Source organism: Flavobacterium sp. UMI-01 (assembly GCF_019656315.1).
In the GTDB taxonomy this organism is placed as follows: domain Bacteria; phylum Bacteroidota; class Bacteroidia; order Flavobacteriales; family Flavobacteriaceae; genus Flavobacterium.
Window position 1 is genome coordinate 82,978 of the sequence record NZ_BPLU01000003.1, and the last position, 14,644, is coordinate 97,621.

Annotated in this window: 12 protein-coding genes; 3 read left to right on the plus strand and 9 right to left on the minus strand. The window is 32.2% G+C overall.

Annotated elements, in window-relative coordinates; genetic code table 11:
- Positions 1 to 36: 36 nt before the first annotated feature.
- Together K5R64_RS01490 and K5R64_RS01495 are read right to left on the minus strand one after the other, a co-directional pair.
- On the minus strand, positions 37 to 711 hold the full coding sequence (locus K5R64_RS01490) for a DNA alkylation repair protein (protein WP_220760129.1): 675 nt from the start codon (positions 709 to 711) through the stop codon (positions 37 to 39).
- Between the two features lie 3 nt (positions 712 to 714).
- Positions 715 to 1,299, minus strand: coding sequence for an ACP phosphodiesterase (locus tag K5R64_RS01495; RefSeq protein ID WP_220760131.1), 585 nt, complete (start codon positions 1,297 to 1,299; stop codon positions 715 to 717).
- A gap of 92 nt (positions 1,300 to 1,391) precedes the next feature.
- On the opposite strand from K5R64_RS01495, the gene glmM reads away from it, so the two are divergent.
- On the plus strand, positions 1,392 to 2,780 hold the full coding sequence (gene glmM / locus K5R64_RS01500) for a phosphoglucosamine mutase (RefSeq protein WP_220760133.1): 1,389 nt from the start codon (positions 1,392 to 1,394) through the stop codon (positions 2,778 to 2,780).
- Between the two features lie 76 nt (positions 2,781 to 2,856).
- Here glmM and K5R64_RS01505 read toward each other — a convergent pair whose 3' ends face one another.
- A complete protein-coding gene (locus K5R64_RS01505; RefSeq protein ID WP_220760135.1) occupies positions 2,857 to 3,738 on the minus strand; it encodes a lysophospholipid acyltransferase family protein in 882 nt (293 codons plus the stop codon).
- Positions 3,739 to 3,853: 115 nt separating this feature from the next.
- On the opposite strand from K5R64_RS01505, the gene K5R64_RS01510 reads away from it, so the two are divergent.
- Together K5R64_RS01510 and K5R64_RS01515 are read left to right on the plus strand one after the other, a co-directional pair.
- Positions 3,854 to 4,492 carry a rhomboid family intramembrane serine protease gene (locus tag K5R64_RS01510; RefSeq protein ID WP_220760137.1) on the plus strand — a complete coding sequence of 213 codons (639 nt, stop codon included), beginning with the start codon at positions 3,854 to 3,856 and terminating at the stop codon, positions 4,490 to 4,492.
- Positions 4,493 to 4,545: 53 nt separating this feature from the next.
- Positions 4,546 to 5,235 (plus strand): SIMPL domain-containing protein, encoded by a 690-nt coding sequence (locus K5R64_RS01515; protein WP_220760139.1) that lies wholly within the window; start codon positions 4,546 to 4,548, stop codon positions 5,233 to 5,235.
- 78 nt (positions 5,236 to 5,313) lie between these two features.
- On the opposite strand, the gene K5R64_RS01520 is transcribed toward K5R64_RS01515, so the two are convergent.
- From K5R64_RS01520 to K5R64_RS01545, 6 genes are all read right to left on the minus strand, one after another.
- Positions 5,314 to 7,764 (minus strand): ATP-binding protein, encoded by a 2,451-nt coding sequence (locus tag K5R64_RS01520; protein WP_220760142.1) that lies wholly within the window; start codon positions 7,762 to 7,764, stop codon positions 5,314 to 5,316.
- Positions 7,765 to 7,983: 219 nt separating this feature from the next.
- A complete protein-coding gene (locus K5R64_RS01525; RefSeq protein ID WP_220760144.1) occupies positions 7,984 to 8,547 on the minus strand; it encodes a 2'-5' RNA ligase family protein in 564 nt (187 codons plus the stop codon).
- A 51-nt stretch (positions 8,548 to 8,598) separates the two neighbouring features.
- Positions 8,599 to 8,958 (minus strand): hypothetical protein, encoded by a 360-nt coding sequence (locus K5R64_RS01530; RefSeq protein WP_220760397.1) that lies wholly within the window; start codon positions 8,956 to 8,958, stop codon positions 8,599 to 8,601.
- A gap of 393 nt (positions 8,959 to 9,351) precedes the next feature.
- The gene (locus tag K5R64_RS01535) at positions 9,352 to 9,960 is read right to left on the minus strand and encodes a TetR/AcrR family transcriptional regulator (RefSeq protein WP_220760146.1); all 609 of its coding nucleotides are present in this window, start codon (positions 9,958 to 9,960) and stop codon (positions 9,352 to 9,354) included.
- Positions 9,961 to 10,053: 93 nt separating this feature from the next.
- Entirely contained in the window at positions 10,054 to 11,334 is a 1,281-nt protein-coding gene (locus K5R64_RS01540; RefSeq protein WP_220760148.1) for a TolC family protein, read from the minus strand.
- A gap of 98 nt (positions 11,335 to 11,432) precedes the next feature.
- Complete coding sequence (locus tag K5R64_RS01545; RefSeq protein WP_255580267.1) at positions 11,433 to 14,630, minus strand: efflux RND transporter permease subunit; 3,198 nt, start codon at positions 14,628 to 14,630, stop codon at positions 11,433 to 11,435.
- Positions 14,631 to 14,644: the final 14 nt, after the last annotated feature.

A 14,644-nucleotide genomic window follows, 5' to 3' on the forward strand; every position in this document is an offset into this window, starting at 1 on the left:
GGCTACTTTATTTGATAAGGCTAAAATACTATTAATTTAAGCAACAGGTAAATTTTTAAGGGCTTCTTTTCTGCTTAAAGGTTTTAAACTTGCGTGGGCTACAAATTTTCTCACTGCTTCGGGTTGGTGCTTGGCGTATTCTCTTAACGCCCATCCAATTGCCTTTTGGATAAAAAACTCATTACTGTTTTTATGCTTCAAACATAATTGTTGTAGCAACTCAAAATTGGTTTTGGATTGGTAACCCAATTGAAATAAAAGTGTACTTCTGTTGAGCCAAAAGTTGTTGTCGTGTGTGAAATCGGTAATGGTTTCATCGATACATTCTGGAAATTGAAGTAAATAATTACCTAAAATGTGTTTTGAAATTGTGTCAACAGTATCCCACCAAGAATGGGTCGTAAGTAGTTTTTTTATCAGTGATAAGTCTTCTTTTTGATAATTGTTTTTCAATTCAGTCATCAAGATTTCGATGGCACAATAATGGAATTCTCTTTCTTTTTTTTCAAACAAATCCAATACAATAGTTCGAGTATTTGATTGAATTTCAGTTTGGTACTTATTACGAAGTGTTTTCAAAATGATACGCCTTGGTGTGGTTTTGATACCAAAAAACACAAATTTGTTTTTCATGTATTTGGCCATTGCTAAAGCCTCTGTCGTATCACTTGAGGTATCTAATTTTTTTTGAAGGTCACTTATAAAAGACATGGTTTACAATTCATTTAATTTTTCTTGGGCATGATTTTGAAGGTCTTTGAAGAAACTAGTAAACTCTTGTTCAAATGCTTCGTAATGCAATTGCAGTTCTTCGGAGGCAAAACGCATATTGGATTTGTTTTTGGTACGTGAATCCATTTGGGTCAGGATGTTGTGAATGCCTTCAATAGATTGATAGCTTAGAAGCCAATTTTGCTTTTTCATGTAGGGCATCAAATGGAGCGTCCTTTCGGTCAATATAGCGCTGTTTTTTTCTAAAGAAAGATAAAAACGATGCGTAAAATCCTCTAGTTTTTCATCGGAATACTGCCACCAGTTTTTAGCTAAAAAGTGGTCGTAAAAAACATCTACAATTACACCCGAATAATGGTGGTAACGGCTATGAAGTCTTTTGGTGCTTTTTCTAAAAACAGGATGACTATCAGTAAAACTGTCAATGGCCCGATGCAAAATAATGCCCTTTTGTACATCAAAAGGATAATTTTCAAAATGTTTTCCTCTGATTCCATCTGCCATAAAATTACCAATTTTAACCAATTCGTTATTTCCTGAAAGATAGATGTGTGCTAAAAAATTCATACGCCTAAATTATGAATTCTAAATGATTTATTTCGTGCTTCAATTATTATATTTGCGAAAACTAAATCAAAAATAATTTTAAAAATAAAAGAATGACATTAATAAAATCAATTTCAGGCATTCGAGGAACTATAGGGGGAAAAGTAGGAGACAACCTAACGCCTGTTGACGCTGTAAAATTTGCATCGGCTTATGGAACGTGGTTGAAAAACTATAGCGGTAAAGATAAATTAACAGTAGTGGTAGGACGTGATGCACGTATTTCAGGGCCTATGATTCATAATTTGGTCGTTAATACGCTGATTGGACTTGGAATTGATGTGGTTGATTTAGGTTTGTCCACGACTCCTACTGTAGAAGTGGCTGTTCCACTTGAAAAAGCAGATGGTGGAATTATTTTGACCGCTTCCCACAATCCAAAACAATGGAATGCTTTAAAATTATTGAATGAAAGAGGAGAATTTTTAAATGGCGTTGAAGGGGAAAAAATTCTTCAAATTGCAGACGAAGAGGCCTTTGATTTTTCTGATGTGGATAATTTAGGAAAGGTGACGATTAACGACGCATATATGGATATTCATATCGACGAAGTACTTAATTTGCCATTGGTTGATGTTGAAGCAGTCAAAGCGGCAAATTTAAAAGTAGTAGTAGATGGTGTGAATTCATCAGGTGGTATTATCGTTCCTAAGTTATTGGAGCAAATGGGAGTGGAAGTGGTGAAATTGTATTGCGAACCAAATGGTCATTTTCCACACAATCCAGAACCATTAAAAGAACATCTTTCGGATATCTGTGAATTAGTGGTAAAAGAAAAAGCGCATCTAGGAATTGTAGTAGATCCAGATGTGGATCGTTTGGCTTTTATTTCAGAAGATGGAGAAATGTTTGGTGAAGAATACACCTTAGTAGCATGTGCTGATTATGTGTTGAGTAAAACTCCAGGGAATACTGTATCTAATATGTCTTCTTCACGTGCTTTACGCGATGTAACTCGTGCTCATGGTGGAAACTACGAAGCTAGTGCAGTAGGTGAGGTGAATGTAGTTGAATTGATGAAAAAGAACAAGGCAATTATTGGTGGTGAAGGTAATGGAGGAATTATTTACCCAGAATCACATTACGGACGTGATAGTATGGTAGGTATCGCTTTGTTTTTAACACATTTGGCTAATAAAAACATTTCAGTTTCTGCGTTGAGAGCTTCTTATCCAGAGTATTATATGAGCAAAAATAAAATTGAATTGACTCCCCAAATTGATGTTGATGCGATTTTAGTTGCCATGACTGAAAAATATAAAAATGAAGACATCACGACTATTGATGGTGTCAAAATTGATTTTGCTGACGAATGGGCGCATTTGAGAAAATCAAATACAGAGCCTATCATTCGTATTTATACAGAAGCACCGTCACAAGCTCAAGCAGATGCATTAGCTTTGCGGGTTATTGAGGAAATCAAAGTAATTGCAGGAATTTAACGATTCGTTATTGCACTAATAATACGAGGACATTTAAACGTGTTTAAATGTCCTCATTTTTTTTTATAATAATATTTTAATGGGATTGTGTTTCACGGTGTTTCCATCGTTTGTGTGTCCAAAAATAATATTCGGGTGCTTCTAGGATTTGTTTCTCTACTTCGTGTATGAAATCGTGCGTAATTTTAAATTCAGGTTCTGATTTTGGGTCATCTGAAATAGGAACAAATGTAGCTTCATAAAAGCCTCGTTTTACTTTTTTTACTTTTACAAATACAACACTTAAATCGTATTTTCGAGCCAGCATTTCAGCACCCGTATGTACAGGAACATTGACTCCCATAAATTCATGCCAATGAAAAATTCGGTCTAATCGTGGCGATTGGTCACTTGCTAATCCATACATGCACATTTTTTGCTCTCTTTGGTTCTTGGCTATTAGCGGAATAGTATCTCGAGTTACAACCAATTCGGTACCGTATTTTGAACGAATGTTTCGAACCAATTCGTCAAAGTATTTGTTGCTTACTCTTTTGTAGGTGGCTATACAATTGAATGTAGTTTTGGCATTCACAGTCATCAACCATTCCCAACTAGCATAATGAGAAGCTAGAATAATAATGCTTTTTCCTTTTTTTTCATATTCTTTTAGTACTTCTAGATTTTTTACTACAAATCGTTTGTCCATTTCCCTGGCAGAAATAGTCATGGTTTTGACCATTTCAAGAAACATATCGCACAAATGATGGTAGGATTTTTTTTCAATACGCAAGCGTTCAGCAGTGCTTAGGTGTGGAAGTGCAAGGGCTATATTGGCTCTTACAGTTTGTTTTCGATAGCCTATGATGTAATAAACAATGAGGTAAATACAGTCAGATAAAAAATAAAATAAAGGAAAAGGAAGTATTGAAATTAACCAAAGTAATGGGTAAGCCAATATAAAAACAAAAAACTGCATGCGGTATCTTTTAAGGCAAATATAAGTTAAAAATTGTATCACTTATAAAATTTTAAGACTTACCGTATGGGTTGGGAAGATTTACTACATTTACAATTCACAATAATAAAATAAGATGAATAGTTTTTTGATTGCTATAATACTGGCGAATGTTTTGATGAGTTATAAAGGATTTAATGATACCCATTTTTTTAGAAAATATGAGTTTTATATGGGGCGTGTTCGCTCTGGGGAATACATCCGAATTCTTTCTTCGGCTTTCTTGCACGCTGATATTGGACATCTTATTTTTAATATGCTCACCTTGTATTTTTTTGCGCCTGTAGTTATTCATTATTTAGGGAATTGGTATTTTGTGTTGATTTATTTAGGGAGTTTGATTTTTGGTGGACTATTGACTGTCTATTTTCACAAAAAAGAATACCATTATAGAGCTATTGGTGCATCTGGAGCAGTAACTGGAATTTTGTACTCGGCTATCATTTTAAGACCCGATATGATGTTAGGCTTGTTTTTTATTGTGCCTATTCCAGCCTATATTTTTGGGATTGTGTATTTGTTGTATTCTATTTACGGAATGAAAGCAAAAAATGACAACATAGGGCACACTGCGCATTTTGGCGGAGCAATAGGAGGTTATTTGCTTACTTTGTTGATTATGCCTCAATTGCTCTTTGAACATGCTTTAATGGTTGCTTTATTGACCCTTCCAATAGTAGTTCTTTTTGGAATGGCTAAAATGGGGAAACTATAATGGCATAACTTTTGGAATGAGAAATTCAAAAAAATAATAAAATTAAAAATGCTATGAAAAAATTAATACTAGCTCTAACGATTTTTATGGTAACGCTAACTTATGGACAAGAAGTAAAGCCTGTACCTCAAATTAATGTTTCAGGAGAAGGAAAAGTGAAAGTGGTGCCTGACCAAGCTGTAATAAGTGCCACTGTTGAAACCAAAGGAACCAATGCTAAAGATGTAAAAAAGCAAAATGACCAACAAGTAGAAGCGGTTTTAAAGGTGATTAAAAAAATGATTTTAAACCCTGCTGATTACAAAACAGAACGTGTTTCTTTGAATCCACAATACGATTACGAAAAAAAGAAGCATACGTATAATGCAAAACAAACTATTGAAATTGTAGTGAAAGATTTAGCTATTTATGATGAGCTTATGGAAGCGATAGTTAATAATGGAATTAATAGAATTGACAATGTTATTTTTCAATCCTCAAAAATGGAACAATACCAATCAGAAGCACGAAAATTAGCCATGAAAAATGCCAAACATAAAGCAGAGGATTATGTTTCAGTTTTAGGCCAAAAAGTTGGAAAAGCCATTACCATTACTGATAACTCTCAAACGTACCATCCGCAACCTGTATATGCTCGAATGAAGGTGATGGCGATGAGTGACGAAGCAGCACCACGTGAAACCTTAGCTGCTGGCGAAATCGAAATTATTGCGAATGTAAATGTGAATTTTAGTTTAGAGTAAAAAACAATTTTTTGACATACAACCTTCTAAATTCGTTTTAATAATTTAGAAGGTTTTTTTTATAAGTGTTGTTGTTGATTAATTAAAATACTTAAAAATCAAGGATTTTAATTCATTAGAATTAATAGGTTTTGTTATGCAATCATTGCAACCAGATTCAATAATACGTTCTTTGTCACCTATCAAGGCATAAGCCGTCTGAGCAATTATGATAGTATTTTGATTAAATTTTCTGATTTCTCTAGTTGCTTCATGTCCATTCATTTCAGGCATTTGAATGTCCATCATAATTAAATCGATATCAGGGTGTTTATACATAGCTTCAACGGCTTCTTTACCGTTTCTGGCTTTGATAATTTCTCGTGAAAATTCTTTAACTAATTTGGTTAAAAGCAATTCAGACATCTTGTCGTCTTCAGCTATTAGAATTTTTAATTTGTTTGTCAAAGTTTTGTTTGGTGTTGAAGTTAGAGTCATTTCGGCTGGTTCGTTTGTTATAACGGTATGAAAAGGAATAGTGAAGTAAAAAATACTCCCTTTTCCTAATTCTGATTCAACCCAAATATTTCCACCTAACATTTCTACATACGCTTTAGAAATTGACAATCCTAAACCAGCACCCTGAATAGCCTTTTTATTTTTAAGATCAGCTTGAATAAATCGCTTAAATATTGCATCATGTCTATCTCTTGCTATACCTATTCCAGTATCTTTTACTGAGAATTCAATGAAGTTGTTTTTTTTATAACAAGATATTTCAACTTTACCTTTTTCAGTATGTTTGATGGCATTGTTTACTAAGTTTGTTATTATGGCGAGAAGTTTTTCACGGTCAGTATGGATGTGAATTTCCTTTGTTTCTAAAGAATTTTTAAGAATTAATTCAATAGATGCATTTTGAGCAATTGGCTTAAAAAAATTATAAACAAACTCTACTTTTTGATTGATATTGGTAGGCTGTAAATGAATTTCCATTAAACCTGCTTCAATTTTGGATATATTGATAATATCATTAATGATATTAAGCATGCGTTCCCCACTTTTTTGAATAATTTCGAAGTATTTTTTTTGTAGTTCTCCTTCAAGATTAGGTTCTTGTAATAATTTAGAAAAACCTAAGATACCATTCATTGGAGTGCGTATTTCGTGACTCAAGTTGGTTAAAAAAGCTGTTTTTAAACGGTCTGATTCTTCAGCTTTTTCTTTTGATTTTTGAAGCTCAATTTCCATCAATTTTCGCTCGCTTATATCAATTTCAATTCCATCCCAACAGATAACATTATTAATGATTCTAGGTTTAGAAGTGTAATAAGACCACCTAATTGTCCCATTGGGATTGATGACCCTCACTTCGGCATTAAAAACGGTCATGTTCTTTAGCGCTTCTTTTTCTTTTTCTATAAGAACATTAATGTCCTCTGGATGAATTTTATTGTATAGTAAATTGGCATCTTTTTTGGCTTCTTCTACTGTACAATCATAAAATTTTAAAACGGTATCACTTACATAGTTGAATTTTCTATTGTTTTCATCAGTCATGGTAATTTGATAAATCATACCATTGGAAAAATTATTTGCAATAGATTTTAATTGTTCTTCTCTTTCTTCAGCTTTTTCTTTGGCTATGGATAATTCTTTTGTTTTGTTTTTTACTGATTTTCGTAATAAAAGAACAAAAAATAACGCTATGACTAGGGAAGCAATAAAGGCAACTATTAACCATTTGATGTAATTTGGAATAGAGGGTTTGATATTGCGATCTAACCAATGAAAGAGTGTTTTATAATAGACAGAATCCGAATCGTTTTTTAAATCGGAAATGTTTTTGTCAAAAAGATCAATTAATTCTTTTTTTTCATTTTTTTTAAAAGCAAAATGCAAAGTTGATGAATTAATGATGATTCCACTACGGTTAATGTTTTTATCGTACAATTTAGAAAAAGCGAAAAAGCGATCAGTAAGAATAACATCAATTTTTCCTTTTTTTAACGCACCAACGAAATCAATATACGTATTGAATGGAACTATTTGAAAATCAAATATTGAATCTTTATGTAAAATTTTGACAATATATTTTTCTTGTAATGAGCCTTTAATTACTCCAATTTTTTTGTTTTTTAAATCGGATAAGGTTTTTAATTCCAAACTTTTTCTAGAAAATATTTCAACCCATGAATTTAATATTTCAATTTTATTGAATTTGAAAATGGTATTTCTTTCTACATCATAAGTAGTGCCTGGTAAGATGTCGATTTTGCCATTCTCTAATTTGTTCAATAGATTTGCCCAACTGTCATAGTGATATTCAAATACCAAATTTTCATTAGTACCAATATCTTTTAAGATATCTATAAAAATTCCTTCCGGTTCTTTGTTATCATTTAAAAAAATTTTCGGGGGACTATCATAAACCCCTACTTTTAGTATTCTGGTATTAGTATTTTGTGAATATATTGGTGAAGGGATGAAATTTAATACAATAATTAATAATAGAAGAAGTTTGTTTATGTGCAATTTAAGAAAACTCATTTAAGGTTTGGCTTTTGTATTAACGGGATTCAGATAAAAATTGATGAATTGTGGCTAAAATAATTCTTTAAATGAGAAATAATTTAAAAGATTGTAACTTTTCGTTGAATTGCATTATTAGTAGTTGTTTTTATAAGATTATACGTTTTAAAATATAATAATATTTGAATTTGATCCCTTTTGAACTTGATTGGATAGATTATAAAAGTTCCTTTAAAATTAAAAAAGACGCCCTTGTTCTAAAGTCGGTTTGGGGTTATCGTTAAAATCAAAACGGTCAATTATTTCAAACTGTTTTTTTGTGGGGTTAAAAAGTCGTAACGCGATATTATCACAGACAAATTGTATAGCAATCGGATTAGAAAAAAGGCGGTAAGCAATGACAATATGTTCTGGTTTCAACTGGCGACCAATTGTCAAATGCGGTTCGCTGTTTTTGAATAGCGTTTTTACTTTGAAGGACTGATTGAACTGTTTGAAAATGTGTTTCAAGTTGGTTTTCGAGACTTCATCAGGTGCTAGAAAAAAAGCACCGTTGGAAAAAGTGTCAAAATGGTCTAAGGAAACCGTTTTAGGCTGGATGGCGTCGCAAATGTTGTAAAGTTGTTTTTTGATGCTTTCGATTTTATTTTCGGTAGCCATAAATTCGTTAATCGTAATGTGTGCAAGCGAATTTTTACTGTGAAACCAACCTATTTCTTTTGCCAGAGCTTCCTTCATGGATTTTACCAACGCAATAATTTCTTCCGGTGGGCTAATTACAATTGAATAACGATTTTGCATGTGTTTTTTTGAACTAAAGAATTAAGCGATTACCCAACAAAGTTACGGAAATCAGTTTCGAGTTTCTGTCGTTTGTAGTCTCAGACAGCGTTCGGTTCCTAAATACTGAGGGTTCCCGTATTTTTCCGACCAAAAACCGTCTAGTATATCTTTGGTAATGCAACGATAAACTGCCACTCCTTTGAATTTTACTCCCGCTTCACCTGTGTAGTAAAAATTGATTACCAAAATATTGTCTTTGAAAAAACCATGTCCAAATTGTTCTTGATTTTCTCCAATAATCCAATGCGCAACCACGCGATTGTTCTCATCCAATGACAAATGCAGTTTACCACGGTAAGCGATTCTATTCGTTTCGTCTTGATTACTGCCTTCGATGGCGTAACTACCTACTAATTCGTGTACGGTCATGGGGTGTTTTTGGATGTTAGGTTTGTTTAAAACGTATAACTTTATTGCTACTTCCCCGATACAATATTTGAAGTTGTTAGTATTCATAAGGGTTTGCAAATTATGGGCAACAAATAGGCATCAATTAATTATAGTATTTAGTAAAACAAACACTAAATAAAGGAAAGTTGATTCATTTAAAGATAAAAAAAAATCGCTACAATGAGCGACTTAATTTTAAGTGAATTATTAAATATTTATCCACTAGACTCATTTATATTTTTTACAAATTTATTAGGAATAGTTTTCGTAGGAATTTCTATAAACAAAGCTATAAATACTTCTTTTTTACGGAATCTTTTACTCAATTATAATGTTTTATTTCTAAATTTTAAATAACATGCTTTAATAAATTCAACTTTTATTATAGTCATTTAATAAGTCTAGCCCTTTAATGGAAACCAATCTATGTAAGAATAACGAATTTAAAAAGGTAATTGTTTGTTTATTATTTGTTATTGAATTACTTAAGAAACCGTTAAAAAAAAGCTTTTTAGAGAATTCAGTAAACGATTCTGATATTTCTACTATGTTTAAATCAGATTTATATACACCTTCTTGTTTTCCTCTACTAATGTTGTTTAAAAGAAAAGCCATTACATGTGTATTTATATTTTTAATTTCGATTATAAAAACTGCTGTATGGTACTTTTTTAATTCTTTACCAAAAGAGGCAGAGATTTTGAAAGCGAGTTGATTGATATATTCAAAAAAGTAGATTAATTCTACTAATGCATTTTCACATTCTTTATTGTTTTTGAGTAGTACATCTTGGAATTTTGCTAATTGTAAAGTAATGATTTGTTGCAGTAATTCGTCTTTATTTTCAAAATATTTATAAATTGTTTTTTTAGAGACACCTGTTTTTGTAGCAATATCATCCATTGTAATGCGCTGAATACCGTATGCAAAAAAAAGATGGGTTGCGTTTTTTAATATTCTATTTTCACTATTACTTTTCATGAATAAATTTTAATATGGCTAAACTGAACAATAACTACATCTTATTAAATTTTCTAAAACACCTCTACTTCCATAACCAATTATGTTATAAAACTAGTTTAATTGACCAATAGTTTTTTTGTAATTAGCTTCATTAATTCTATAACTTGCTTTAGCATCTATTACATTAGAATAGGCCTCTTGCCATAGTACTTGTGCCTCTAATACATCTTTTCCTGTTACAGTTCCTGCTGTAAATCGGTCTTGGTTTAACCTTAAATTTTCGTCAGCTTGTTGTAATGATTTCTCGTTAATTTGTACCCTTTGTTTTGCTTGTTGAAGTTCTAAATAGGCATTTTCGATTTGAATTAGTAGTAATTCTTTGGTTTCATCTAATTCTAATTTTTGAACTTGCGCTTTATATTCTTGTTCTTTAACTTTTTGTTTTCGGCTACCCCAATCAAATATTGGAATGTTTACATTGAGTACTCCGTAATACGATGAAAAATCATTACTACCATCAGTAAAATTTATTTGTTTGCCATTAGCATACACACCACTAACATTTAAACTAATAGTTGGTTTTCGGTCTGCAGATAAGACCTTGGTTTTAAGTTCTTCAATTTCAACTGCATTTTCAAGTATTTTTATTTCTGGTCGGGTTGCAACAGCCTCAAGATTTGCAGCATCGGCAACTAATGCAACTGTATTATCCATTGATGTTTCTATATAAAAATTTGTGTTTGGTAAACCTGTTAACTGTGCCATTTGAAGCTTTAATAATTTAAGGGCATCTGTTGCTTTGGTTAAGTCTAATTCTGCTTGATTTAATTGCACCTGTACTCTTAAAACATCATTTTTATAAATGATACCTGCATTGTATGAATTGGTTAAATCTCTTAACAACTCGGTTAGCAATGATTTATACTTATTAGCAAGGTCAATTTTACTTTTTACAGTTACTATTTGCCAATAGGTGGTTTCAACATCTAATAAAACTTCACTATTAGTTAGCTCTTTTTGTGATGTATATAAATCTACCGCAGTGGTGCTTATTTTTTTTACTGTATTTATTTTACCCCCTGCAAATACCACTTGTGAAACGCCTATAGATGCATTAGCGAAATTTTCTGGCAACAAACTATTTAAAGGATCACCTACGTGAATGCCCATACCACTTGCATCTACAAAAGGTTTGTTAGATGCATATGAAGATGCTTTCGCTGCATTAGCGGCATCAATATTTTTACTAGCTTTAATCATTTTTTTGTTATTGGTTGTTGCCATAGTTTTTGCTTCTTGTAATGTCAACAACTTATCTTGAGCAATAGTTTGGTTATACATTGCGAAAACCAACATAAAAACTACTGAAAGCTTATATTTTTTTGTACTCATAATGTTTTACTTTTTAAAAGAGCTTATAGTGGCTACTGTTTTATAAATAATTTAATTATTGCAATTAATCTTTAAACAGTAGCTCTATAGTTTATTTTTTATTTTTTTAACTGTTTTTTAAATTTATGCTTCATCACTTCTAATTTACGAAGTGCTCTATTCTTATTTTTTGGCTTATAAAGTATGGTTTCGAACTCTTGTGCATGATCATGTGGATGGATTGCATCAGGTTTTGGATTAATAAATTTGTAGTATAGAATTGGTACAATAAAAAGCGTTAGTACCATTGATACCATTAATCCAACAGCTAGTACACTTCCTAAAGGTGCCCAAAGAGGTGATTTTCCTAAAATCATAGGTAATACACCTATTGCAGCTGCTGATGAGGTTAAGAAAATTGGTCTCATCCGTCTTTTTCCTGCTGCTATTGCAGCCTTTCTTACAGAATAACCATGGTCTAGTACAAGTTCGTCTGCATAATCAACGAGAATAATACCATTTCTAACTACAATACCAATAAGACTAATTATTCCCATAAAAGCTGTAAAACCAATTGGATTTCCTGTGATTAATAACCCTAAAAAAGCACCTAATAAACTCAACGGAAACGTTGCTAACACAATAATTACTTTTGCAAAGTTTTTAAACTGAAATAAAAGTGTTAAAAATATAAGTATGATGCTTATACCTAATGAGGCCAACATATGTGGAGCTGTTTCATTAGTGCTCTCATATTCACCGCCATAGTCAATAGAGATGCCTTCTGGTAATTTTAAAGCTTCAATTTTAGGCATAATTTCATTTTGAATTGTTGCTGCTTTTATACCATATTGCGTTTCGGTCATAACTGTAAGTGTTCTTAGACCATTTCTGTGCGTAATAGCACCTGTGTGCCATTCTGGTGCAATATCTGCTACATCTTTTAACGAAACTTTGGTGCCAAATGCTGTAGCAATATTTAGGGCTCCTAAATCGTTAAAATTTGTTCTATTTTTAGCATCTAATCTCAATAAAATATCGATTGCTTTATCGCCTTCATATACCGTAGATACGGGATAGCCTTTTAAACCAGCCCCTAAAGTTTGTGTAACCATAGCGTTTGTTACACCTAAACGATTTGCTTTGTCGTCATTAAGATTCACTTTTACGCCATAGTAATCGTCTTGATAGGTTGTTCTTATCCAATTAGTTCCTTGGGTGTTTTCTAATATCTCTTTAACTTGATTTGCGACCAGTTGCTGATCTCTTAAATTATCACCAATAATTCTAACTTCTACAGGTGCTGGTGATTCTTTCATAGATAACTGCCTTACACGTATGTATCCATCAGGAATAAAACCTTCAAATTGTTTTATGTATTTTTGGGCTAATTCTTCCGTAGCTTCTTTTCCTGTTGTGGTTACAAAAATTTGAGCAAAGTTTTTTCTTGGAAATTCTGGTGCATAAGTAGAGTGAAATCTTGGTGAGCTTGTACCAATAAAACTAGCTACTTCAAGTACTTTTTCATCTTTTTTTATTAGGTTTTCAACTCTTGCTACAACGTCTTCTGTTTGTTTTAAATTACCACCGTTTGGTAGCCAAACTTCTATATTAAATTGATTTCTTTCTGCAGTAGGGAATAACTCTTGCTCTAATCCGTTTGCAACCAATAAGGCTAAACCCACTGTTGAAAAACCTATAATTAAGGTTGTATTAGGACGTTTAAAACTAAACTCTAATGCATTATTAAACCAATCTTGTATTTTATCTAAAACACTTTTTTTATTAGTATCATTTTCTTTATGTTTCAATCCTTTTTTAATGGATAAATAACACATATAGGGTGTTAATAATAATGCCACTAGTAATGACGAAAATAACGCTACCGCTACAGCAATAGGTAATGCCTGAATAAATTCTTTAGCTAACCCGTTTAAGAAAAAAGCTAAGGGTAAAAAGGCAAAAATAATAGCCATAGTAGCTGTAAAAACTGGCACCATTAATTGTGTGGCACTTTGCCACGCAGCAGTCCAAGTATCTACACCTTCATCTAGTTTTTCTATATAATTATCTACCACCACAATAGCATCATCTACCACCATACCTAAAACGATAATTAAACCTGCCAAGGTAACTTGATGGATTTCAATGCCCATTGTGTTTAAAACACCAAAAGTGATCATTATAACTATAGGACAGGCAATTGCAGATACTAAAGCTACCCTAAAAGGCAACAATAGAATTACAACCACAATAACTGCTATTATTGCAATTATAAATTCTAACATAAAGTGGCCAACACTATCTTTAACAACCGCAGGTTGATCTACAATAGTATTAATTTGTACATCTTGAGGTAATTGTTTTTTTACTTCATCAATTTTTAAAGCAACCTCCTCTCCAAACTGGACTATATTATTACCAGGTTGCATTTCAACCGTAAGCATCATTACTTTTTGGTTATCTACCTTTATGTAACTTGATGTTTCTTCGTATTTTCGTTCTATTGAAGCGACGTCTTTTAAACGAACTACTTTTCCGTCTGGACTACTATATATAATTTGGTTTCCTAAATCGGTTTCATTTTTATATTGATTTTTAGTAAAAACAGAGACTTCAGAATTTTCTAAAGTAATTCCACCAGAGTATCCGGTGTTATTCTGCATTTGAATGGTTTGTGCTATTGTTGAAAAATCGAAACCATATTGTTTCATTTTTTCATCCTTTAAAGTAACGTAGATTTGTTGTTTTTGACCTCCATAACGCTTTATTTTAGAGGTTTCATTAATGGTTTTAATGCCATCTTCTAAAGCATCTAAATACGTTTCAATTTCAGCATAACTTCTGCCAGGTGCGGATACGGTAATCATTTGCGCTACTACATCGCCAAAATCACTATTAACCATTGGCCCAATCATACCTTGTGGTAGGGTGTAATTTTGCTTAAACGTAGTATTTAAACCGTGTTGTAAGGTTGCCCAAAAAGCATCGGTATCTACCACATTTTCATTTAATTCAACCGTAACCACTACTTGACCTTCTTTGGTTTCTGAAATTGTTTTTTCTTTTCTAACCTCTTCAAAACCAAATAAAAACTGTTCTAATTGATTGGTTATTTGTTGCTCTACCTGTAATTCATCTGCACCAGGAAATGCTGCTACAACTAAACCTTTACGAACTGTAATTTGTGGATCTTCACTTCTAGCCATTGTCGCTAAAGAATAAACACCCAATATCATTAATAAAACCGTAAGTACAATGGTTACCTGACGGTACTTCATTGCAGCTTCTATAAAGTTTATTTTTACTCTTTTCATGGTATTAATTTATT